Annotated in this window: 19 protein-coding genes; 12 read left to right on the top strand and 7 right to left on the bottom strand. The window is 63.5% G+C overall.

Going from position 1 to position 23,269, the window contains the following annotated elements; all coding sequences use genetic code 11:
• Window positions 1–19: 19 nt before the first annotated feature.
• From mnmC to BLR92_RS07645, 3 genes are read right to left on the bottom strand one after another with little or no spacing between them, the layout of a single operon-like run.
• Window positions 20–2,017, bottom strand: a complete 1,998-nt coding sequence (mnmC, locus tag BLR92_RS07655) for a bifunctional tRNA (5-methylaminomethyl-2-thiouridine)(34)-methyltransferase MnmC2/FAD-dependent 5-carboxymethylaminomethyl-2-thiouridine(34) oxidoreductase MnmC1 (RefSeq protein ID WP_089727192.1) — start codon at window positions 2,015–2,017, stop codon at window positions 20–22.
• Window positions 2,018–2,067: 50 nt separating this feature from the next.
• Entirely contained in the window at window positions 2,068–2,367 is a 300-nt protein-coding gene (locus tag BLR92_RS07650) for a YciI family protein (protein WP_089727190.1), read from the bottom strand.
• Between the two features lie 28 nt (window positions 2,368–2,395).
• Window positions 2,396–2,938: a septation protein A gene (locus tag BLR92_RS07645; RefSeq protein ID WP_089727188.1), complete on the bottom strand. Its 543-nt coding sequence runs from the start codon at window positions 2,936–2,938 to the stop codon at window positions 2,396–2,398.
• Between the two features lie 97 nt (window positions 2,939–3,035).
• Here BLR92_RS07645 and BLR92_RS07640 point away from each other — a divergent pair, with 97 nt between their 5' ends.
• The 3 genes from BLR92_RS07640 (at window position 3,036) to BLR92_RS07630 (ending at window position 7,011) form a co-directional block, all read left to right on the top strand.
• Complete coding sequence (locus BLR92_RS07640; protein ID WP_089727186.1) at window positions 3,036–3,917, top strand: PHP domain-containing protein; 882 nt, start codon at window positions 3,036–3,038, stop codon at window positions 3,915–3,917.
• Between the two features lie 27 nt (window positions 3,918–3,944).
• Window positions 3,945–4,568: an L-threonylcarbamoyladenylate synthase gene (locus tag BLR92_RS07635; RefSeq protein WP_089727183.1), complete on the top strand. Its 624-nt coding sequence runs from the start codon at window positions 3,945–3,947 to the stop codon at window positions 4,566–4,568.
• Window positions 4,569–4,728: 160 nt separating this feature from the next.
• The gene (locus BLR92_RS07630) at window positions 4,729–7,011 is read left to right on the top strand and encodes a CehA/McbA family metallohydrolase (RefSeq protein WP_217636552.1); all 2,283 of its coding nucleotides are present in this window, start codon (window positions 4,729–4,731) and stop codon (window positions 7,009–7,011) included.
• Between the two features lie 55 nt (window positions 7,012–7,066).
• Here the strand turns inward: BLR92_RS07630 and BLR92_RS07625 are convergent, their stop codons facing one another.
• Window positions 7,067–7,954, bottom strand: a complete 888-nt coding sequence (locus BLR92_RS07625) for an ion transporter (RefSeq protein ID WP_245704135.1) — start codon at window positions 7,952–7,954, stop codon at window positions 7,067–7,069.
• A gap of 26 nt (window positions 7,955–7,980) precedes the next feature.
• Complete coding sequence (locus tag BLR92_RS07620) at window positions 7,981–8,874, bottom strand: CYTH domain-containing protein (protein WP_089727179.1); 894 nt, start codon at window positions 8,872–8,874, stop codon at window positions 7,981–7,983.
• Window positions 8,875–8,975: 101 nt separating this feature from the next.
• Here BLR92_RS07620 and BLR92_RS07615 point away from each other — a divergent pair, with 101 nt between their 5' ends.
• The 6 genes from BLR92_RS07615 (at window position 8,976) to glrR (ending at window position 16,673) form a co-directional block, all read left to right on the top strand.
• Window positions 8,976–9,656 (top strand): TIGR00153 family protein, encoded by a 681-nt coding sequence (locus tag BLR92_RS07615; RefSeq protein WP_089727177.1) that lies wholly within the window; start codon window positions 8,976–8,978, stop codon window positions 9,654–9,656.
• 55 nt (window positions 9,657–9,711) lie between these two features.
• Window positions 9,712–10,980 (top strand): inorganic phosphate transporter, encoded by a 1,269-nt coding sequence (locus BLR92_RS07610; protein WP_089727175.1) that lies wholly within the window; start codon window positions 9,712–9,714, stop codon window positions 10,978–10,980.
• A 125-nt stretch (window positions 10,981–11,105) separates the two neighbouring features.
• Complete coding sequence (argA, locus tag BLR92_RS07605) at window positions 11,106–12,419, top strand: amino-acid N-acetyltransferase (RefSeq protein ID WP_089727173.1); 1,314 nt, start codon at window positions 11,106–11,108, stop codon at window positions 12,417–12,419.
• An 826-nt stretch (window positions 12,420–13,245) separates the two neighbouring features.
• Complete coding sequence (locus BLR92_RS07600; RefSeq protein ID WP_089727171.1) at window positions 13,246–14,742, top strand: sensor histidine kinase; 1,497 nt, start codon at window positions 13,246–13,248, stop codon at window positions 14,740–14,742.
• A gap of 5 nt (window positions 14,743–14,747) precedes the next feature.
• Window positions 14,748–15,275 carry a hypothetical protein gene (locus BLR92_RS07595; RefSeq protein WP_089727169.1) on the top strand — a complete coding sequence of 176 codons (528 nt, stop codon included), beginning with the start codon at window positions 14,748–14,750 and terminating at the stop codon, window positions 15,273–15,275.
• 30 nt (window positions 15,276–15,305) lie between these two features.
• Window positions 15,306–16,673 carry a two-component system response regulator GlrR gene (gene glrR, locus BLR92_RS07590; RefSeq protein WP_089727167.1) on the top strand — a complete coding sequence of 456 codons (1,368 nt, stop codon included), beginning with the start codon at window positions 15,306–15,308 and terminating at the stop codon, window positions 16,671–16,673.
• A gap of 77 nt (window positions 16,674–16,750) precedes the next feature.
• On the opposite strand, the gene BLR92_RS07585 is transcribed toward glrR, so the two are convergent.
• The gene (locus tag BLR92_RS07585; RefSeq protein WP_089727165.1) at window positions 16,751–17,659 is read right to left on the bottom strand and encodes an alpha/beta fold hydrolase; all 909 of its coding nucleotides are present in this window, start codon (window positions 17,657–17,659) and stop codon (window positions 16,751–16,753) included.
• Window positions 17,660–17,758: 99 nt separating this feature from the next.
• Here BLR92_RS07585 and BLR92_RS07580 point away from each other — a divergent pair, with 99 nt between their 5' ends.
• Window positions 17,759–18,382 (top strand): CGNR zinc finger domain-containing protein, encoded by a 624-nt coding sequence (locus BLR92_RS07580; RefSeq protein WP_340148215.1) that lies wholly within the window; start codon window positions 17,759–17,761, stop codon window positions 18,380–18,382.
• A gap of 34 nt (window positions 18,383–18,416) precedes the next feature.
• Here BLR92_RS07580 and xseA read toward each other — a convergent pair whose 3' ends face one another.
• The gene (gene xseA, locus BLR92_RS07575) at window positions 18,417–19,757 is read right to left on the bottom strand and encodes an exodeoxyribonuclease VII large subunit (RefSeq protein ID WP_089727162.1); all 1,341 of its coding nucleotides are present in this window, start codon (window positions 19,755–19,757) and stop codon (window positions 18,417–18,419) included.
• Window positions 19,758–19,950: 193 nt separating this feature from the next.
• Between xseA and guaB the strand changes: the two genes are divergently transcribed.
• Together guaB and guaA are read left to right on the top strand one after the other, a co-directional pair.
• A complete protein-coding gene (gene guaB, locus BLR92_RS07570; protein WP_089727160.1) occupies window positions 19,951–21,420 on the top strand; it encodes an IMP dehydrogenase in 1,470 nt (489 codons plus the stop codon).
• A 175-nt stretch (window positions 21,421–21,595) separates the two neighbouring features.
• Window positions 21,596–23,173: a glutamine-hydrolyzing GMP synthase gene (guaA, locus tag BLR92_RS07565; RefSeq protein ID WP_089727158.1), complete on the top strand. Its 1,578-nt coding sequence runs from the start codon at window positions 21,596–21,598 to the stop codon at window positions 23,171–23,173.
• Window positions 23,174–23,269: the final 96 nt, after the last annotated feature.

Raw genomic sequence — 23,269 nt, 5'->3', positions numbered from 1 at the left:
CCTCACGCAACGCCGGTGGCTAGCGCTTTCGGGCTACCGGCAGCGATTTTCCACGAATCAGATCGACGATCAGCCGCCGCCCGGGGTGCAGGTGATCGATCAGCTCGCGCTCTAGCGGCAGCGGCTCGTCGCAGATTCGCGAGGCGATGACCTCGGCGCACAGCGGGGCGCTGGCCAGCCCACGTGAACCATGCGCGGCGCTGACCCACAGCCCGGCATGATGACGGCCCGGTACATGGGGAATGCGCCGGGCGTCCTTGGCGAGTGGCGCGTAGTCGCTGCGCCAGCGTTCAGCGTCCGGCACCGGCCCGGCATAGGGCGTCTTGTCAGGGCTGGTGGCACGCAGGCCGACGCGTCCGCCCAGATGCACCGGCTCAAGATCGACGCCGGCCTCGCGCAGCGCCGCGACGTAAGCGGGTAGCAGATTCTCGAATTCGGCCAGGTTGGCCGCGTGATCGGTCGCGCGCGGCTCGGTTGCGGTGTCGCCAGGCGTGAAGGTGGCGCCGAAGCACTGAATGCCATCCAGCGCCGGTGGGGCGTAACCACCGGCACAGACGACGCGCTTGAGTTCGGGCGCTCCCGGCGGCAGGCGCAACTCGCTGACCTGCCCGCGTACCGGCTTGATGGGCAGCCAGGCCAGTGGCGCGAAGCGCGTCGCCCGATGGGCACTGGCGATCACCACCTGATCGACGCTCAGCGCTTCACCATCGGCCAGTTGTAGCGTCCAGCCATGTTCAGCGCGTGTCAGGTCCGTTACCTCGGCGTGGCGAAAAACGATGCCCTGGCGTTCGGCGAGTCGCTGGCACAGCGCCGCCGGGCGTACCCAACCCGCGCCTGGATAATCCAGCCCGCCATGGCTGAGCGCCACGCCGGCGCGTTGGCTCGCGAGATCGGCGGACACCCCCTCGACGACACTACCGGGTAGTGCATGGTTGGCGAGAAACGTCGCCTGGCGCCGCGCTTCCTTGTCATTCATGGCCAGTTGCAATACGCCGCAGTCGCTCCACAGCGTGCGTTCGGGGTCGAGTCGCTCGAGCCAGCGCCGCGTGTACAGTAGCCCGGCGAGATAGCAGCGGCTTTGCCGGTTGGTCTCGGCGGCCAGTTTGACGTAGAGCGCCCCCTGGCGATTGCCCGAGGCGCCGGCGCCGGGTGCTTGGCGGTCGATCAGCGTCACCGCCACGCCGCGTCGCGCCAGTGCCTCGGCAACACTGGCGCCGGCCAGTCCCGCGCCGATCACCGCGACATGCCGGGCCGGGGCGGTTGGCGGTGGCGTGAACCAGGGCGTAGTCCGGCGCGAGGCGTCCAGCAGCGGCGTATCGATGCGACCACGCAGCATGTCGCGCTTGCGCCCGATGCCCGGCACCTTCTCCCAGTTGAAGCCGGCCGCCTTGAGCCCACGCTTGACGAAGCCGGCGCAGGTGAAGGTGGCGAACGTCGCGCCGGGACGGCTGCGCGTGGCCATCGCCTCGAACAGCGCGGCCTGCCACATCTCGGGATTTTTGGCGGGCGCGAAACCATCGAGGAACCAGGCATCGACACGCCCTTCGAGCCGCGCAAGCCGCTCGGCGCTGTCGCCGTAATGCAGATCCAGCGTTACTCGCTCGCCCAGTGTCAGGCGATGCACGCCGGCGACCGGCTCGGGCCACTGCGCGATCAACGGTCGAGCGCGAGCCGCCAGGTCGGGCCAGGCCGCCAGCGCGCGGATCAGATCGTCACGGCGCAGCGGGTATTTCTCGGTGGAAACGAAATGCAGGCGCGCCGAGGGTGGTGCGTGAGTATCGAAACAGGCCCAGGCGCAGAGCAGGTTGAGGCCGGTGCCGAAGCCGGTTTCGCCAATCACGAAGGGGCGTGTTGCCCGCCAGGCCGCGAAGCGCTCGGGCAGGTGATTGTTGCGCAGGAAGACGTGCTCGGTTTCGCCACGGCCATCGTGGCGCGAGAAGTAGACGTCGTCGAAGGCCGCCGAGTGCGGCGCCTCACCGGCGGTGTCCTCGCGCCAGTCCAGCGTGGCGCACTGCATTGCCGCCAGCGGCGGCAGGCCCTCGGTCGCCGAGTCGCGTTTGCTCGAGCTCAGGGCAGGACCTTCTTGAACGGCTTGACCACGACCCTGGCGTAGACACCGGCGATCACGTAAGGGTCGGCATCGGCCCACGCCTGGGCGGCATCCAGGCTAGCGAACTCGGCGACCACCAGACTGCCGCTGAAGCCGGCATCGCCGGGTGTCTCGGTATCGATGGCCGGGTGCGGGCCGGCCAGTACCATGCGGCCTTCGTCGCGCAGTTTTTCCAGCCGGGCGAGGTGATCGGGGCGCGCGGCCATGCGCCTTTCGAGGCTGTCGGGCACATCTTCGCTGATGATGGCGTAAAGCATGTTGTTTTTTTCCTTTAAAGAGTCGAAATCAGCGCTCGGGTTGCGCGGTCATGTGGCGGCTCAGATAGACGCCCTGGGCCAGCACGAAGACCAGCGTCAGCCCGAGCATGCCAAACAGCTTGAAGTTGACCCAGGTGGCTTCGTCGAAGGTCTTGAACACATAGACGTTGAGCACCGCCATGATGACGAAGAATACCACCCAGGCCAGGTTCAAGCGCGTCCAGATCGGCGTCGGCAGGGCGACCGCCTTTTCCATCATGCGCTGTACCAGCGTCTTGCCACCGAACAGCGGCGATACCAGAAAGGCCAGGGCGAACAGCGCGTTGACCACGGTCGGCTTCCATTGGATGAACGCCGGGTCCTTGAAGATCACCGTTGCGCCACCGAGCACGATCAGCAGGGCCAGGGTGACGAGGTGCATCTTCTCGACGCGGCGATGGCGCCACCACAGGAAGGCCACCTGGGCCAGGGTGGCGGGAATCAGCACCAGCGTGGCGAGCACGATATCGCCGCTGAAATGATAGACGGCGAAAAAGATCGCGATGGGTAGAAAGTCCAGCAATAGCTTCATGACGGAGTCCTGTAGCGATGGCATTGACCGGGCGAGGTCGGGCGCGCACCATAATGGGCCTATTCTGACAAAGACGCCCGACGGCGTCAGCCAATCAATGACCTTACTTCCCGACGCGCTCGATAGTGTATCCGGCCTCGATTTGCATATGCACTCCACCGCCTCGGACGGTGCGCTATCGCCTACCGAACTGGTGGCGCTGTGCCATGCGCGCGGGCTGACCCATATGGCCCTGACCGATCACGACACCATCGGCGGCGTGGCCGAGGCCGCCGCCGAGGCCGAGCGGTTAGGCCTCAGGCTATTGCCCGGCGCCGAGCTTTCGGTGCAGTGGCAGGGCGTGACGATTCATGTCGTGGCGCTGTTGCCCGATGGCGTGCGTGGCGAGCTGGTCGAGGGCTTGGCCGCGCAGGCGCGGGCCCGCGTGGTGCGCGGCGAGGAGATCGCCCGGCGCCTCGAGGCGGTCGGCCTCGACGATGCCTTGGCCAAGGCGCGCGAACAGGCCGCTAGCGAACGCCCGCTGGGGCGTCCCGATTTCGCCCGCGCGCTGGTCGCCGCCGGGCTGGTGCCGGACATGGCGACGGCCTTCAAGAAGCATCTCGGCGCCGGCAAGCGTGGCGACGTCAAGTCTCACTGGCCGTATCTCGGCGAGGCGGTGGGCTGGATTCGCGACGCCGGCGGTGTCGCCGTGCTGGCGCATCCGCTGCGTTACGGGCTGACCCGGCGCAAGCGCGGGCTGTTGCTCGACGCCTTCGTCGCGGCCGGCGGCGAGGCCGCCGAGCTGGTCAGCGGCTTCCAGAATGCCGATGTCACCCGCGATCTGGCGGGCCAGCTCCAGGAACGCGAACTGTATGGCTCGCTGGGCAGCGATTTTCACTTTCCCGGTGGGCCGTCGGCGCCGGGTAGCATGAGTCCGGCGCCGCGTACCGCCCTTGCGCCGGTATGGACTCACCCACGCCTGGCGGCGTTCGCTGCCTGACGGCAGGTTGCCTATCAAGGAGGATGCATGACCCAATTCTTCCAGATTCACCCCGAGAATCCGCAGAAGCGCCTGATCGATCAGGCGGTGACGCTCATTCGCAACGGCGGCGTGATCGCCTACCCGACCGATTCCGGCTATGCTCTGGGTTGCCACCTGGGTGACAAGAAGGCCATCGAAAAGATCAAATGGCTGCGTTCGCTGGACGACAAGCACAACTTTACCCTGGTGTGTTCGGATCTGTCGGAAATCGGCACCTACGCCAAGGTCGACAACGCGGTGTTCCGCCTGCTCAAGACCCACACCCCCGGCGCCTATACCTTCATCCTCAACGCCACCAGTGAAGTCCCGCGCCTGTTGCTGCATCCCAAGCGGCGTTCGATCGGCGTGCGCGTGCCGGATCACCGCATCGTTCACGATCTGCTCGCGGCACTCGGCGAGCCATTGATGAGCGTGACGCTGATTCCGGTCGGCGAAGAGTTGCCGATGACCGACGCCGAGGAGATCCGCGAGCGCTTCGGCGCCCATCTGGAACTGATCGTCGACGGCGGGGCGTGCCATCTGGAGGCCACTAGCGTCATCGATCTACGCGATCTGCCACCGGTGATCGTGCGTGAAGGGCGCGGGGATATCGCTCCCTTCAAGAGCTAACCCCACGCCAGGACAAGCAAGCCGTCGGGACTTCCTTCCCCGGCGGCTTTTTCGTTGCTTTCAGCCGCTTCGTTTCGGCTTTAATTAATTTGAACGAACAATAAAAATAAATCATGCTGATGGAGAGGAATTATAAAATCATAAAACAGGAGTCGAACGCATGATGCTCTCCCAATCCTGGCGGTTGCTTGCCGCCGGCGTGGCGGTGGTCGCCGCTCCTCTGGCGCAGGCAGAGGTCAGCGTGACGCGCGGCGCGACCGTCATTCCCGATGGCGAAGCCTCGGCGGCGCAGGATCTGACCATTACCAACGACCATCTGGCGTTCGCTATCGCCGTCGAATCGAGCCCGCCCTGGGGCTTGCCGCGTGGCACCCTGGTGGACCTGGCGGCGGTCGATGACGGCGAGATCGATCTCGATCGCGTGGCCTTCGCCGACTTCATTCCCAATAACTGGTCGGCCTGGCCCAACGATGGCAAGACCGTCGAGGTCATCGAGGATAGCCCCGAGCGGGCGGTGGTGCGTATCGCCCGCAACTTTGGCGAGGCCATGGTGACCACGACCTATACCCTGGAAGCGGGCAGCGACCAGTTGTACCTCGAGACGCAATTCGAGAATCGCGGCGACGAGCCGCTCGAGGCACTTCGTTCGGGTTTCACGCTGTGGCCGGATACCGGTTACCTGTTTGGCGTGCCGGGGCTCGGCGATGCCAAGGAGACGGTGGCCGAGGCGGCGCTCAGCGATCGCGTGGTCGGTTACGACCGCGATTGGGCGATGGCCCTGCACGCGCCGTATTTCGATCGTATCAATTACGAAGGGCGCGACATGTACCTCGAGCATTCGCTGGCGCCGGGCGAGTCGCGAACCTTCGAGGGCTGGTTGCAGGTGGTGCCCGAGGGCGACCTGGCGCCGATAGTGGCGGCGGAGGTCGAGCGCAAGGAATTACCCGCCGGCACCCTGGAAGGGCGACTGAGCGCGGTCGACGGCCAGGCGCCCGACAGTGGCCTGGTAATGGTCGAGAAGAACGGTCATCCCTACGCCTGGACGCTGGCCGACGATGGGCGATTCAGCATGCCGCTGCCCGCCGGTGACTATCGGGTTTACGCCACCGCCGAAGGCTATGCCAATAGCGAGGCGAGCCAGTTGACGATCGCTGCCGACGCGACCCGACAGGTCGACTTCACCGAGCTCAAGGGGCCCGGCACGCTGACGCTGTCCGTGCGCGAGGCGGGCAGCGAGCTCCCGCGTGATGCACGCCTGACCATCGTCGAGGGGCAGCAGCCGGCGGTGGAGTTTCTCGGCAAGCGAACCTTCTTTACCAAGCTGGAGCCTGCCGGTCAGGCGGTGCTGTCGCTGGCGCCCGGCGACTATCGCCTGGCGGTGAATGCCGGTGCCGGTTTTACCGCCGAGACCCGGGAGTTCGACGTCAGCCTGGAGACCGGGGAGCAGTTGCACAAGACCCTGGACATTCAGCGTCAGGCCGATCCCAACGCCCGGCATTGGTACGGCGCCGACCTGCATCATCATGCCAACGTACTCGAGGGCACCACGCCGCCCGGCATGGTGGTGCGCGCGCAACTGGCGACCGACCTGGACCTGACGTTCATCAGCGATCACGATTCCACCGCCAATCATGCAACCTTCGCCGAGCTGTCCGCGAAGCGTGGCGTGCCATTCATCCCCTCGATCGAGCTGTCGGCGTCATGGGGGCATATGAACCCGTTCCCGATTACCCAGGGAGCCGAGTTGCAGATCGATCCGGGAACCGCCAGCGTTCAGGAAGTGATCGACGAGGCGCGACGCCTGAATGCTGTCGTGGTGCCGCTCAATCATCCCTATAACGCTTACGGCTACTTGCGCAATCTGAGCGACGGCAAGGTGCCGGGCGGCTTCGACCCGCGCTTCGATCTGCTCGAACTCAATGCCGAGGTGGAGAACGCCGAGACCATCGCGCAGGCGCATGCGTTATGGGATGACGGAACACGGATCTATTTTACCGCCGGCACCGATACCCACGATGCCTGGAACCAGTTGACCGGTCGCATCCGCATGATGGCACGGGTTCCCGGTGAGTTGACGCCACGTGCCTTCGCGCGAGCGCTCGAGGATGGCCATGCCTACGCCACGCAGGGGCCGCTGCTATACCCCAAGAACGCCAAGTTCGGCGATACGTTGCGTCTGGTGGGCGATGCCGAGGGCGAATGGCGCGTCGAGGCGGTGGCGGTCGATGGCCTGGCCGAAGCGCGCTTGATCGGTAGCGGCGGCGAGGTGTTGGAGACGCGTGAGCTCTCCGGTCAGCGTGCCGAACTGGCGTTTACCATTCCCGCCGACAGCCGGGGTTGGGTGGCGCTGGAGGTCGAGGATGCCGACGGCGACGTGGCCTGGAGCAATCCACTGTGGCTTGCGCGATTCACGCAGTCGGAACTGCTGACGAGCGACGACTAGCCGCCATTGGTTCAGTTGACCGGGAAGCCGCGTCCCCCGACGCGGCTTTCCTGTATCAGGTGTCCATGTCGGAAGCTGTCGCGGCCGCTGGCGCGTTTGGATCGGGATGCTCTTCATCGAGCCAGCTACCGCAGCGCCTGCAGTAGCGAGCGTCGCGTTCGTGGCCTTCGTGCCCGCAACCGGGGCAGGCTTCGTCGGAGTAGCGTTCCTCGCGCACCGAGCGGATCATCTCGGCGGAGAATACCCCGGTGGGCACGGCGAGAATCGCATAGCCCAGGATCATCACGATCGAGGAGACGAATTGGCCGAGTGGCGTGATCGGGGCGATGTCGCCGTAGCCGACCGTGGTCAGGGTGACGATCGCCCAGTAGAGCGCCTTGGGAATGCTGGTGAAGCCGGACTCTGGCGGTTCGATCAGATAGACCAGCGAACCGAACACGACGACCAGCATCAATATGGTGGACAGAAACAGCAGGACCTTGCGCTGGCTGCGCTGTAGCGCCTGCATGAGAATGCGCCCCTCGCTGACGAACTCCATCAGCCGCAGTACGCGAAACACACGCAATACGCGCAGCACGCGCACCACCAGTAGCGACTGGGCGCCGGGAATCAGCAGGCCGAGCCAGGTCGGTAGGATCGATAGCAGATCGATGACGCCATAGAAGCTCTTCAGATAACGCCAGGGGCGGTCGAGGCAGTACAGCCGGAGCGCCAGCTCCAGGCTGAAGACCAACGTAAATGCCCACTCCAGCACATCGAACAACACGGCAAAGCGAGCATGCAGTTGCGGGACGCTATCGAGCATGACCACGGCGACGCTGATCAGGATCAGGCTGATCAGGGCGATGTCGAAGGCCTTGGCGCTGCGCGTGTCCGATTCGAAGATAAGCTGGAACAGATGCGTGCGCAGGCCGGTATCGGCAGGGCGAAACGAAGAAGGCAAGGGCGGACTCCTTGGGTTCATGACGGTCAGGCGTTTTGTAACGCCCTATGCAGGGCCAGGCTATGCCGACCGAACGAGGCTGTCAGCCAGTCTGGCCTGGCAAGCGAGACACCCAGGGCATGCGCATGCCGGCGTATTGCGGTGCCTTGCGAGGCATCGGTGGCGAGCGCTTCGAAGGCAGCATGGGCCAGGTCGAGAAAGCGCTTATCGCCGCTGTCCGTCCAGGCATCCAAGGCATCGATGGCCCGCTCGAAGCGCGCCTGGGCATCGCCATGCTGATTGTCCCTTTCGTCGCATGCGTCAACTAACCAGCGCTGTCTGAGTAGCGCGACGCCCCGCGCGGCCTTGCTGGCGTTGGCCGGGCGTAGCGGCACGTGCTCGGCCAGTTCGGCGGCAAGCTGCCAGAGCGTCGCCGGGTCGTCGGAGCACCCGTCGGGCTTGAGTTCCAGTTCGAGCTCATCGATGGCCACGGGACGCGAACCGCTGCGTATTTCGCCCTGATCGAGCGCCAGCTCGATGTGCGCATCGTTACGTTCGATGAGCCAGATCCGACGCTCGAAATGGGTGCTGAAACGCGGCTCGAGTGCCTCGAGAACGGTCGAATCGAGCGACTGCATCGGCGGCAAATCGATGAGTCCCGCGATGTCCAGACTGCCATCGATTGGCCACTCCCATTCGCCACGCGTCGACAGGCCGGCGCCGGTGTGTCCGGCGGTCTTTAGCGTCTGCAATACCTGGGTGGGTGTGTGGCGAATGCGCAAGGCGATGCGCGCCTTTTCCAGTGCGTCATCGGGTGTGTCGTAGTAGGTATTGGCCAGCGTGATGCGGGTGCTCGATAACGACTGTAATAAAGGATGCTCGCGTAGCAACGCTGGACCATCGTTGCCCAGCGCCAGTTTGAGTTCGACTTCACTAGGCATAAGAGAATGACCTTGATGATAACGTCTGCATGAATTTTTCATGACGATGGTGGACCCAAACACTATACTGGCGGCGCCATTCCCAACACATGAATGTTCTCATGGTGACTTCCAATCCGTTTTCCGCGTTGTTCGGCCGCTCGCCCTTTCAGCCCCTCTTGGCGCATATCGTCAAGTCCAGTGAGTGCGCCAATCAACTCGTGCCTTTCTTCGATGCCACCCTGGCGGGAGACTGGGACGAGGCCATCAAATACCGCGAAGCGGTAACCCATCTCGAACACGAGGCCGACGAGCTCAAGACGCAACTGCGCCTCAATTTGCCCAATACGTTGTTCCTGCCGGTGTCTCGCTCCGATTTGCTGGAGCTGGTCAGCGTACAGGACAAGATCGCCAACAAGGCCCGCGATATCACCGGCATCATGCTTGGCCGGCGCATGCAGGTGCCAGCGGCGTTGGCCCAGCCGATGCGCGACTATCTGCAAACCGCCGTGGCCACGGTCGCCCAGGCGCGCAAGGCGCTCGAGGAGCTCGAGGATCTGGTCGAGTCGGGTTTCGGTCGCAATGTTTCCGATTTGATGCAGAACCTGATCCGCGAACTGCACGAACTCGAACACCAGGCCGATGATCAGCAGATTGCCATTCGTCGCCAACTGTTCGACCTCGAGGCGCAGCTGCCGCCGGTGGATGTGATGTTTCTCTACGAAATCATCGATTGGATCGGCGAACTTGCCGATCGCGCCGAACGCGTTGGCAGCCGTCTGCAGATACTGACCGCCCGCTGAACCCAGGCACCTGCCTCTGGGTTCGATAAACGTCACTAAAAAAGAACACTTGCCTATGTCGATCATCGCGCAACACGGCGAGCTCTTCATCATTCTCGCCTGTGTCTTCGGTTTTTTCATGGCTTGGGGGGTTGGCGCCAATGATGTCGCCAATGCCATGGGTACTTCGGTCGGTTCCAAGGCCATCACCATCAAACAGGCGATCATGATCGCCGTGGTCTTCGAATTTCTGGGTGCCTGGCTCGCCGGTGGCCAGGTCACCGAGACCATCCGCAAGGGTATCGTCGACCCGGCGCTACTCGCCGATAATCCGCAATTGCTGGTTTACGGCATGTTGGCCTCGCTGCTTGCTGCTGGAACGTGGCTGCTGATTGCCTCGGCCAAGGGTTGGCCGGTTTCGACCACTCACTCGATCGTCGGGGCGATCGTTGGCTTCGCGGCTGCCGGGCTGGGCGTCGACGCCGTGGACTGGGGCTCGGTCGGCAATATCGCCGCCAGTTGGGTCGTCTCGCCGCTGCTGGCCGGCGTCATCGGCTATCTGCTGTTTCGCTCGGTGCAGGTGCTGATTTTCGACAGTCGCGATCCTTTCGCCGCCGCCAAGCGCTATGTGCCCGGTTATATTTTCCTGGTCGGCTTCATCATCGCCATGGTCACGCTGGTCAAGGGGCTATCCAATCTCGGTCTCGACCTGAGCTTCGGCCAGAGTCTGCTGATCGCCATCGGCATCGGGGTGGTCGTCATGGTATTGGGGATCCTGCTCGAGAATCGCATCAATCGCGAAAAGCGCACAGGCGACAGCTTCGGTTTCTCGAGTGTCGAGCGAGTGTTCGCCGTGTTGATGATGTTCACGGCCTGCGCCATGGCGTTCGCTCATGGCTCCAACGACGTGGCCAACGCCGTTGGCCCGCTGGCGGCGGTGATCAGCGTGGTGCAATCCAATGGCGATGTCAGCGGCGCCTCGGCGCTGCCCTGGTGGGTGCTGGTGCTGGGCGGCGGTGGTATCGTGGTCGGCCTGGTGACCTACGGGCATCGAGTTATCGCCACCGTGGGTAGCGGGATCACCGAGCTGACACCGAGCCGAGGCTTTGCCGCGACCCTGGCGGCGGCGGCTACCGTGGTATTGGCCTCGGGCACCGGCCTACCGGTCTCGACCACCCAGACGCTGGTCGGCGCGGTTCTAGGCGTCGGCCTGGCGCGCGGTATCGCGGCGCTCAACATGCGTGTGCTGGGCACCATCGCCGCCTCCTGGTTGATCACCTTGCCGGCCGGCGCGCTGCTGTCGATTCTGTTCTTCTACATGTTCAAGGGCATGTTCGGTAGCTGAAGGCAGCGGATTTGCTGGCGCAGTGATAATAAGGCGGGACTTCCCAAGGGAGTCCCGCCTTTTGTTGGCCTCTGATATAGTCAAAGCACACTGATCATTTACCCGCTGCTGCCGGAGTTCAGGCATTGAACACGCGCTTTCCCTTCGTCGAATGGTTCCGTAATTCGTCGCCCTATATCAACGCCCATCGCGGGCGCACCTTCGTCATTCTGATCGAGGGCGAAGCCATGGCCAGCGGCCACGGCGAGCAGTTGATACAGGACCTGGCGCTGCTGCATACCCTGGGCGTGCGTCTGGTGGTGACCTATGGCATTCGACCGCAGGTCAACCAGGCGCTTTCGGCCGAGGGTATCGAACCGCAGCGACACGCCGGTCGTTGGGTCGCCGACCACGCCATCATGCGCTGTGTGGAACGGGTCGCCGCCGAACAGCGCTTGTGGCTCGAGGCACGCCTTTCGCTGGGCCTGCCGAATACGCCGTTGCACGGGGTGGAGCTGACCGCGGTGTCGGGCAATCTGGTCATGGCCAAGCCGCTGGGCGTGCGCCACGGCATCGACTTCGATCACAGCGGGGAGGTGCGCCGGGTGCGTGCCGGGGCCATCGAGGACCTGCTGGAACGCGGCGCGCTGGTGGTGTTGCCGCCGCTGGGGTTTTCCAGCACCGGCGAGGTATTCGATCTGGATGCCGCCGAAGTGGCCCAGCATGCCGCCGTTGCCCTCAAGGCCGACAAGCTGATCCTGCTCGGCGAGGCGGATGGGCTGCACGACGATAGCGGCCAGCTGCAGCGCCAACTGACGCCCGCCGATGCCGAACCGCTCAGGCTTGCCTCGGTGCCCGGTAGCGAGCTGGCACGTCACCTTGGCGCCGCCTGCGAGGCAGCGCGCCATGGCGTCGGGCGCACCCATCTGCTGTCCTGGCACGATCACGATGCCTTGCTTGGCGAGCTGTTCACCCGCGATGGGGTGGGCACGATGATCACCCGGCATCGCTATGAACAGTTGCGCTGTGCCGAACTCGGCGACATCGCCGGTCTGCTCGAACTGCTGCGACCGCTCGAGGAGCGCGGCATGCTGGTCGAACGCTCGCGCGAGCGTCTGGAGCATGAGATCGACGATTATCTGGTCATCGAGCGCGATGGCATGATCGTCGGCTGCGCGGCGCTGCATGTCTTTCCCGACGCGCACATGGGCGAGCTGGCCTGCGTGGCGGTGCATAAGGACTACCGCGGCGGCGCGAGGGGCGAGCTTCTATTAGCCGAGGCCGAGCGCCGCGCCCGGCGACACGACGTGGCATCGCTATTCGCCCTGACGACCCACACCACCCACTGGTTCTTCGAGCGCGGCTTTCGCGCATCGACGATCGATGCCTTGCCACCGCTGCGGCGTGATGCCTACAACCATGCGCGCAAGTCGAAGATTCTCATCAAGTCGCTGGATTGACGCGTTCCAGGGGCATGATGCCCTATTTCCTGACCATTCTCCGAGTGGGCTGTCTCTAAAAATCAACGACGCAAGTCGTTGATTGAAAAGATTATTGAGCTTTTCGACGAGAAGTTGTCGGTAGCTGGCGACGATTTTTGCCATCGAGACGCTATTTTTTCGCCATTATTCGGGCCGCAGTCTGGCCTGGCCTGAAATCAATATTTTAACCCATTGTATTTATTGATTATCTGTAAAAACTGGCACGGCTGTCGCAATGTATAGGGTGAGCAACGGGAAGCGGTTCAAACGGCTCGAATCGCTTCCCGACTGCCGGAGACAGAGCTTTCTTCACTACCCTGTGCATGAATCTCGAATCCGCCAGTAGCGTCTGCTCCACGCGATGTGTGACTTAGGTTGCGATGAGACGGGTACCGCCTAACGGCATGGAGAGGTACCTAAAGGGCAAGGATGCCCCGGCATGGATGCCACTCCCCCTCACGGGGGAACTAATAGCAGCACGACGCCGAGGTGGCGTGCTCATGAACGAAACCCGGCGGCTCGCCGCCTTGTGTGAAATCGCCAGTCCCTGGCAGGCGTTAAAGCGATTTCATGGTTTCGGGACCCCAAGGGGGTCCGATCCCCGAGCACTCATTGACAGTCTGGCCAGGCGGATTAATGCGAGAGCTCACATGACCCTTCAGTTCCCTGCGTACCTTGGGCCGGCAATCGCCGGCCCTCTTTTTTGGCAAGTAGGCGCCGATGGGGTTTGGCTACACGGTAATCTGTTATGCTATGCGGATAAGACATCATGACGTTATCCCTCTTTCTGCATAGAACGGTTTTCATGACCTCACAGGTCTCACGCCGCTGGCGTCCTCGATCCCTGTTGCAATTGGTGCTACTGGCCTTTCTGGTGGTGATGCTGCCCATTGCCGTGCTGATGTTCCAGGCAGGCCAAGCCCTGTCCGAGCTCTCGAATCTGGCTGACGTCAGCGCGCGTCAGGCCGTCGAGCAGACGCGCCGCGCCCGGGCGTTGTCCAACCTGGCGATAGAGATGGAGCGTAGCGCGCGCCAGTATGCGGTAGTCGAGCAACCGGGGCTGATGGAAATCTACGCCGAAAAGGCGCAAGAGTTCGCCGAGCTACTCGAATCCCAGCAACGCCTGCTACCGGACAATCCCAACATCAAGGCGCTACGCGAGCAGATCCAGACGTTGATCACGTTTCCCTCCCTGCCGGTAGATGAGTTGAGCCTGCGGCTCGACGAGTTCGCGAGTTTCGCCGAGCACACCGATGCCATGCGCACGGCGACCAGTCGACAGATCGACAACCGCATCGAGGCGATCAGCGTGCAGGCCGCCGAGGTACAGCGTCGCCTGTGGCTACAGACCGCGGCGCTGGTCTCGGCGAGCCTGGTGCTGATGTTGCTGTTCACCTGGTTGATCATCCGCCCCATTCGTCAGATCGAGCGGCGCATTCTCAGCCTGGGTAGCGGTCGCGAGCCGGCCTCGGCGCAGCTCATCCAGGGGCCGGCGGAACTGGTCAGCCTGGGCGAGCGCATAGACTGGCTGTCGGTGCGCCTGGCCGAACTCGAGGCCCAGAAGCAGCAATTTCTGCGGCACATGTCGCATGAGCTGAAAACACCGCTGGCCAGCGTGCGCGAGGGCACTGGGCTGTTGTCCGACAACGTGGCCGGCGCGTTGACGCCGCGGCAGCGTGAAATCGTCGAGCTGATCGATGCCAGCGGCCAGGAGCTACAACAGTTGATCGAGCAATTGCTCGATTACAATCTACTGCAGCATGGCCAGCCCGCTTATTATGAGCGCTTCGATGTCTCCGGCGTCATCCAGGAGGTGTTGTCCAAGCACCAGTTGGCGCTCGATAAGAAGGAGATGCGTGTCATCGCGTCGCAGCGGCCGCTCGAGTGGGTCAGCGACCGGGATCGCACCGCGCGAATCCTCGATAACCTGGTATCCAATGCCATCGCCTACGGCGAAGATGGCGGGCGCCTGGAGATTCGCGTCTACCGTGAGGCCCAGGCTCTGGTGCTGGAAGTCGCCAACAGCGGGGAGCCGATCGACGATAACGATCGTTCGCGCCTGTTCGAGGCCTTTTATCAGGGGCGTGCCCGGCGCAAGGGCGCGTTGAAGGGCTCGGGGATCGGCCTCTCGGTGGCGGCGGACTGCGCGCTCGCCCAACAGGGTCATTTAGCGCTGGTCGACGACGATGCCCTGGCGGTATGTTTTCGCCTGACACTGCCATGGAATGGCGATAGTGTTATCGAAAACGACAACCGACAGTCTCATTCGGTGCCTACTCTTGGTACCGACGCAAGGAACTGAATCCGATGAAACAGTATTCACTCATCGCCAGCCTGCTGGCCGTTTCGCTATTGGCCGGTTGCCAGGCGTTGCCCGGGAATGCCGGGGAGAACCCTGATACGGCGTCTAGCTGCCAGAGAGAAGTGCCCAACCTGGCGCGCAACGGATGCCTGCTCGAATCCTGGATCGACTTCAATCTGGCCGCCCAACGCGGCGAGCCCGAGTGGCGCGAAAACATGCTGGAGCGTCTCGACGGCGACTCCACCAGGCACCGCCTGGCGCGTGCGGTGGTGCTTTCCTGGTCCGACGACAGTGAATGGCAGCAGGCCTCCGAGATTTACAAGGCCGATCTCGCTTCGGCACCCAGCCGCCTGCAGCCGCTGCTGCGCCAGTGGCTCAACAGCCTGGAAGCACGTCGTGCGTTGGCCGAGGAACTGGCCAGTAGCGAAGCGTCGCGCGTGGCGCTGGCCAATGAACGCAACAGTCTGGCCGAAAAGCTCGATGCGCTGACGGCCATTGAACAGAGTATCAACTCGCGGCAGCAGGAACCCTGATATGCCGCTTGACGTCGAGGGAGACGAATCGTGAAGCATGCCGCCCATGTTCTGCTGGTGGATGACGATGCCAGTCTGCTCAAGCTGCTGGGAATGCGTCTGGAGAGCCGCGGCTACAAGGTAACCACCGCCGAGAGCGGGCGCCAGGCGCTGGAACGTCTCGAGCAGGTACGCCCCGATCTGGTGCTGTCCGACCTGCGCATGGACGAGATGGATGGCCTGGCGCTGTTCCATCAGTTGCAGAAGCGCGCGCCGGGCCTGCCGGTGATCATCCTCACCGCGCATGGCTCGATCCCCGATGCGGTCAGCGCCACGCGCCAGGGCGTGTTCAGCTTCCTGACCAAGCCGGTGGATCGCGACGAGCTGTTCAGCGCCATCGACGATGCGCTGAGCCAGACGCAAGGCGGTAGCGTCGAGGCCGGCGACGATTCATGGCGCTCGGCGATCATCACCCGCAGCCCGCAGATGGAACGCGTGCTGGAGCAGGCGCGCATGGTCGCGGGATCGGATGTCAGCGTGCTGGTCACCGGCCCCAGCGGTAGCGGCAAGGAGCTGATGGCCAATGCCATTCATCAGGCCAGCTCGCGCGCCGACAAGCCGTTCGTCGCCATCAACTGCGGCGCGCTGCCCGAACAGTTGCTCGAAAGCGAGCTGTTCGGCCATGCCAAGGGCGCCTTCACCGGCGCGATCAGCCAGCACGAGGGGCTGTTTCAGGCCGCCGACGGTGGCACGCTGTTCCTCGACGAGATCGGCGACATGCCGTTGCCGTTGCAGGTCAAGTTGCTGCGCACCCTGCAGGATGGCCAGATTCGTCCACTGGGTTCGACCGCCTCGATCGGCATCGACGTGCGCATCATTTCGGCGACCCACCGCGATCTGGATCGTGCGATGAGCGAGGGCGATTTCCGCGAGGATCTGTATTACCGCCTCAACGTGGTCAACCTGCGCCTGCCGCCGCTCAAGGAGCGCGCCGAGGACGTACCGCTGCTGGCCAAGTATCTGGTGACCCAGGCCGCCGAGCGCCACAAGCCGTTCGTCAAGGGCTTCTCGCCCGAGGCGCTCAATCTGTTGGCCTCGAGCGCCTGGCCCGGCAACGTGCGGCAACTGGTCAACGTGGTCGAGCAGTGCGTGGCGCTGACCAGCTCGCCGATCATTCCCGAGGCACTGGTCTCCCAGGCGCTGGTCGCCGAGGAGAACGCGCTGCCGTCGTTCAATGACGCGCGCGCCGGTTTCGAGCGCAGTTATCTGATCAAGGTACTCAAGATCACCGAGGGCAACGTGACCCAGGCGGCGCGTATCGCCGGACGCAATCGCACCGACTTCTACAAGCTGCTCGGCCGCCACGACCTCGAACCCGGTATCTTCAAGCCCGGCGCCAACGCCGAGGAAATGGGCTAGGACAGCAGTTCCTGCCGGCGTGAAAGGACGAGACCTGCTTTCCTCGGTGTCGAGTAGCAGGTTCCGTCCAATGCCCTTCATATATAGGTGGACTGACGGGTAGTGTCTCCCAGGACCTCATGAATGCGATCGGCGATGTAACTCGCGTGGGTCTCCAGGGCGAAGTGCCCGGTGTCGAGCAGCTCCACCACCGCCTCGGGATTGTCACGCTGATAGGCCCACGCCCCCGGTGGGATGAAGAACGGATCGTGCTTTCCCCAGATCACCAATGTCGGCGGCCGATAACGGCGGAAAAACGCCTGAAATTCGGGATATAGCTCGAGGTTATTGGCGTAGTCGAGAAACAGGTCGAGCTGAATCGTCCTGTTGCCCGGTCGTTCCATCAATAGGGTATCCAGCACATAGGATTCCTGGGCAATGAGCTGCGGGTCGCTGACCCCGTGCGTGTACTGCCAGCGTATTCCCTCCAGATTCAGTATGTTGTCATTCACCACCTGGCGATTTTCGGCGCTTGGCTCGGCCCAATACGTTCTGAGTGGATCCCATGCATCACCCAGCCCCTCCAGATACGCGTTGCCGTTTTGCGAAACGATGCCGGTAATACGCCGCGGATGTGCCAGCGCCAGACGCAGGCCGGCGGGCGCACCGTAATCGAAGAAGTACATCGCATAGCGCGTGAGCCCGAGTTGTTCGACAAAGGCTTCGAGCGTTCTGCCCAGCGCGTCAAAGGTATAAACGTAGCCCCGCTCCTCGGGGACCTCGGTGAAGCCGAAGCCGGGGAGATCGGGTGCGATTACCCGGAAGCGCGACGCCAGCCTCGGGATCAACTCGCGAAACTGGAAGGACGACGCTGGGAAACCGTGCAATAGAAGGAGCACTGGAGCCTGGGGCGATCCCGCTTCTCGATAGAAGACGCGGAGGCCATCAGCCTCGACGAAGCGATGGTGGACAGTGGCCAGTGCCTCGGAGTGTAAAAGAGCGGTCATGCAAACCTCCTCTTGATAACTTTTAAAATGGAGTTCTTGGGTTACAAATTCATCATGTGAACTTATCTGTAACTTGTCAAAGTTTTTTTAAAAGTTACAATGTTGTGGCATTCTCTGCTTATGGAACTCTCAGCTATCATGACTTCGCCAACTAGAACCAAGCCCGAGCCCCCGCAGCTGGCCGATCACCCGGTGTTGGACATGCTCAACACCGTATGCATGCATGAGGGGGAGCGGCATGATTTTTGGCAAACGGACACAGACGTCGTGGACTGGCTGGTCCGTGCGGGGTGGCTGGCAGGCTCGGATGAGTCGGATCGAGGTGATCAAGCATTGCTGATGGCCGCGCGTGACCTGCGCGGCATCGTGCAGGTGCTGGTGGCGCAGCGGAAGGCGGGAGACCGGCTGTCACTGGAGGCGTTGAACGGCTATCTGGCCGAGGCGGAAAGCTATCCTCAGTTGGTACTTGGCGAAGGGCGAGAGCCCAGCCTTGTACGAGTGCGGCCACGGCACAGCGCACGGCAACTACTGGCGCCGCTAGCGGAAGCGGCTGCCGAGATGCTCGTCGGCGCCGATTTCTCGCGCATCCACACTTGCGCCAATCCGGAATGCATCCTGTGGTTCTATGACCGCACCAAATCCCGGCGGCGGCGCTGGTGCAGCACCTCGACGTGTGGCAATCGTCACAAGGTCGCGGCCTATCGCAAGCGTCACAGGCGTTGAGTTCGGCATCGAGCTTCTGCGACGAGAGCCGGGATCATGATTTGTAGCGCCGCCTCACCTCAACACTCAAACGCCCCTGGCCCAGCCGCGCGCTGAGCCTTTGCCCCGGCGAGGTATCCTCGGCGCGCTTGATGACATGGCCTTCCGTGTTTTCGAGAATCGCGTAGCCGCGCCCCAACACCGCCAGCGGGCTGACTGCGTTCAATTCGCGTGCCAGTGCATTGAGCCGGCCGCGCTGCGTGGTCAAATGTTGGGGTAAGGTAAGGTGCAAGCGCTGCCGGGCGCGCTCGAGACGCCCCCTTGCCTCGGTAACCTGCCGGGCGGGATCGCAGGCACGCAGGCGTTGCGCCAGATGCGCCTGGCGTTGCCGCGCCACATGCCGTTGCTGAGCCATGGCGCGCTGCAATCTAACCTGCAATTGCTCGAGACGCTGGCGCTGCCCGACCAGACGCTCGCCAGGGTGGCGCAGCCGGGCGCGCAGATGGTCGAGGCGCTGGGTTTCGGTATCGAGCCGCGCGCGCTGGCAGCGTGCCAGGCGCAGCAAGGCATCATTCAAGCGCCGGGAAAGCTCGCGGCGATCCGGCACCAGCTGCTCGGCGGCGGCGGAGGGCGTAGGCGCGCGCACGTCGGCGGCGAAATCGGCCAGCGTAACATCGACCTCGTGACCCACCGCCGACATCACCGGCAACCGCGAGTGGAAGATCGCCCGCGCCAGGTGCTCGTCATTGAAGGCCCATAAGTCCTCGAGGCTACCGCCGCCGCGAGTGATCAGGATGGCGTCGCGTTGTGGATCGAGATTTGGGTTTTGGTTGGCCAGCGCCAGGGCGCGAACGATCGCCGGCACGGCTTCGCGGCCCTGCACGGGCACCGGCAGCAGGGTGACATCGAGCAGCGGCCAGCGCGCTTCCAGCACCGCCAGCACGTCGCGAATCGCCGCGCCGGTAGCCGAGGTGATCACCAGCAGCTTACGCGGTGGGCAGGGCAACGGGCGGGCATTGGCGAACACGCCCTCGCCGGCGAGTTGTTGCTTCAAGCGCTCGAAGGCGGCGAGCAGGGCGCCCTGGCCGGCGGGCTGCACCGCCTCGACGATCATCTGGTAATCGCCGCGTGGCTCGAAGATCGACACCCGGCCGCGCAGGCGCACGTGATCGCCATTGCTGAACAGCGCGGCAAAGCGGGCGCGGGTACGAAACAGCGCGCAGCGCAATTGGGCGCGGTCGTCCTTGAGCGTGAAATAGCAGTGCCCCGAGGCCGGCTTGGCCAGCCCCGAGACTTCGCCTTCGACCCAGCAATCGCCGAAGCCGCGTTCGAGCATCAGTCGGGCCTGACGGTTGAGATCGCTGACGCTCAGCGTAACGGCGGGAGTGTCGTGCATGCCGGCCTCACCATGATGAAAGGGGCAGTCTAGCATTTTGGCTACGAGCTACGAGCTACGAGCTACGAGCTACGAGCTTGATTTGCATTTCGTGGCTCGCCGCGCGTTGCTCGAAACTTGCCCTAACCGCTATAATGGTCGATTAACTTCTACACACCCCATCCCCACCATCTGCTCATTGGGTGTTTACGATATGCTACGTATGGCGCAAGAAGCTCTTACGTTCGACGACGTATTACTCGTCCCCGGCTACTCGGATGTCCTGCCCAAGGATGTCAGCCTCAAGACCCGCCTGACCCGCCGCCTGAATCTCAACATCCCGCTCGTCTCCTCCGCCATGGATACCGTCACCGAAGCGCGCCTGGCCATCGCCATGGCCCAGGAAGGCGGCATCGGCATCATCCACAAGAACATGACCATCGCCGGCCAGGCCGCGGAAGTGCGCAAGGTCAAGAAGCACGAGAGCGTGATCGTCAAGGACCCGGTAACGGTCGGCCCCAAGGCCAAGCTGGAAGACCTGCTGGCGATGGCCGACGAGCACGGCTACTCCGGCTTCCCGGTGGTCGAGGGCGAGACACTGGTCGGCATCGTCACCGGTCGTGACATGCGCTTCCAGCCCGATCATAGCGATAGCGTCGAAGCGATCATGACCCCGCGCGACAAGCTGATCACCGTGCCCGAGGGCACCTCGCTCGACGTGATCAAGTCCAAGCTGCAGAAGCACCGCATCGAGAAGATCTTGATCGTCGACGACGCCTTCCGCCTGCGCGGGCTGGTCACGGTGCGCGATATCGAGAAGGCGCGCACCTATCCGTTCGCCGCCAAGGACGCCGATGGCCGCCTGCTGGTCGGCGCCGCGGTGGGCACCGGCGCCGAAACGCCGGATCGCATCGCCGCACTGGCCGAGGCCGGGGTCGACGTGATCGTCGTCGATACCGCGCACGGCCACTCCAGCGGCGTGATCGAGCGGGTGCGCTGGGTCAAGGAACACTTCCCCGACATTCAGGTGATTGGCGGCAACATCGCCACGGCGGAAGCGGCGAAAGCGCTGGCCGAAGCCGGCGCGGACGGCGTCAAGGTCGGCATCGGCCCCGGCTCGATCTGCACCACGCGCATCGTCGCCGGTGTCGGCGTGCCGCAGATCACCGCCGTTTCCAACGTCGCCGCCGCGCTCGAGCCGTTCGACGTGCCGTTGATCGCCGATGGCGGCATCCGTTTCTCCGGCGACGTGGCCAAGGCGATTGCCGCCGGCGCCAGTTGCGTGATGATCGGCGGCCTGCTGGCCGGCACCGAAGAAGCGCCGGGCGAGGTCGAGCTCTACCAGGGCCGCACCTACAAGGCCTACCGCGGCATGGGCTCGATGGGCGCCATGTCGCAGAGCCAGGGCTCGGCGGATCGCTACTTCCAGGACAAGTCCGAAGGCGCCGAGAAGCTGGTGCCGGAAGGCATCGAAGGCCGCGTGCCCTACAAGGGCATGATGAATGCCATCGTTCACCAGTTGATCGGCGGCGTGCGCGCCTCGATGGGCTACACCGGCTGCCGCAGCGTCGACGAGATGCGCACCAAGCCGGAGTTCGTCAAGATCACCGGCGCCGGCTTCGCCGAGTCCCACGTTCATGATGTGCAGATCACCAAGGAAGCCCCCAACTACCGAGTAGGGTAAGAATCATCTGCGCTCGCTCAGGCTGTGTTGAACCGCGGCTCAACATGCTCATTTACCGGCATGTAAACTCCGCTGTCTCGTCGCGGTTCGCCTTGCCTGAGCATCGCTCGAAAGATTCTGGACACCGTTCGTCAGCGGCGCTAAGAGGCGCCGTTGCTTATTTAGAGAGCATCCGATGACCGACATTCACGCCCACAAGATCCTGATCCTCGATTTCGGCTCCCAGTACACTCAGTTGATCGCGCGTCGCGTCCGCGAGATCGGCGTTTACTCCGAGATTCGCGCCTTCGATATCACCGAGCAGGAGATTCGCGACTACCAGCCCAACGGCATCATTCTCGCCGGCGGGCCGGAGTCGGTCGCCGAGCTGGGTTCGCCGCGCGCGCCGCAGTGCGTGTTCGAGATGGGCCTGCCGGTATTCGGCATCTGCTACGGCATGCAGACCATGGCCGAGCAGTTGGGCGGTCAGGTGGCGGGCTCCAACAAGCGTGAATTCGGCTATGCACAGGTACGTATCGACGGCGACGATGACCTGTTCAAGGACATCAAGGACCACGTCGACTCAGCTACCGGCAAGGCGCTGCTCGATGTGTGGATGAGCCATGGCGACAAGGTCGCCGAAGCACCCGCCGAGTTTACCGTCACCGCCTCCACCCCGAGCTGCCCGATCGCCGCCATGACCTGGCCCGAGAAACGCTTCTACGGCGTGCAGTTCCATCCCGAAGTGACTCACACCCTGCAGGGCCAGCGCATTCTCGAACACTTCGTATTGGATATCTGTCAGGCGGAACGCCTATGGACCCCGGCCAAGATCATCGAAGATCTCACCGCCCGCGTGCGCGATCAGGTCGGCGATCGCCACGTGCTGCTGGGGCTATCCGGTGGCGTCGACTCCTCGGTGGTCGCCGCGCTGTTGCACAAGGCCATCGGCGATCAACTCACCTGCGTATTCGTCGACAACGGCCTGCTGCGCAAGAATGAAGGCGACCAGGTGATGGAAACCTTCGGCAACCATATGGGCGTCAAGGTCATCCGCGTCGATGCCGAAGAGCAGTTCCTGTCCAAGCTGGAAGGCATCGATGATCCCGAAGCCAAGCGCAAGGCCATCGGTAACACCTTCATCGACGTGTTCGATGTCGAAGCCGCCAAGATTGACGGCGTCGACTTTCTCGCCCAGGGCACCATCTACCCGGACGTGATCGAATCCGCCGCCAGCAAGACCGGCAAGGCGCACGTTATCAAGTCGCACCACAACGTCGGCGGCCTGCCCGAGACCATGAAGCTCAAGCTGGTCGAGCCGCTGCGCGAGCTGTTCAAGGACGAAGTGCGCAAGCTCGGCCTGGAACTCGGCCTGCCCTACGACATGGTCTACCGCCACCCCTTCCCGGGGCCGGGCCTCGGCGTGCGTATCCTCGGCGAAGTGAAGAAGGAGTACGCCGATATTCTCCGCGAAGCCGACGCCATCTTCATCGAGGAACTGCACAATGCCGACTGGTACCACAAGACCAGCCAGGCCTTCGCCGTGTTCCTGCCGGTGAAATCGGTCGGCGTGGTCGGCGACGGCCGCCGCTACGAATGGGTCATCGCCCTGCGCGCCGTGGAAACCATCGACTTCATGACCGCTCGCTGGGCGCATTTGCCGTACGAGCTGCTGGAGAAAGTCTCCAACCGCATCATCAACGAAATCAGCGGTGTATCGCGGGTGACCTATGACGTCAGCAGCAAGCCGCCCGCGACGATCGAGTGGGAGTGAGCGGTCGGATAGGACCGATGAGGGGCGCCTAGCCACGCCGCATTGCTCGCGTCATACAAAAGCCTGCCCTTACCGGCAGGTTTTTTTGTTGCAAGG

Origin of the sequence: Modicisalibacter muralis, from assembly GCF_900102945.1 — a bacterium.
Classification (GTDB): Bacteria; Pseudomonadota; Gammaproteobacteria; order Pseudomonadales; family Halomonadaceae; genus Modicisalibacter; species Modicisalibacter muralis.
This window is presented reverse-complemented; position numbering and strand designations above follow the sequence as displayed.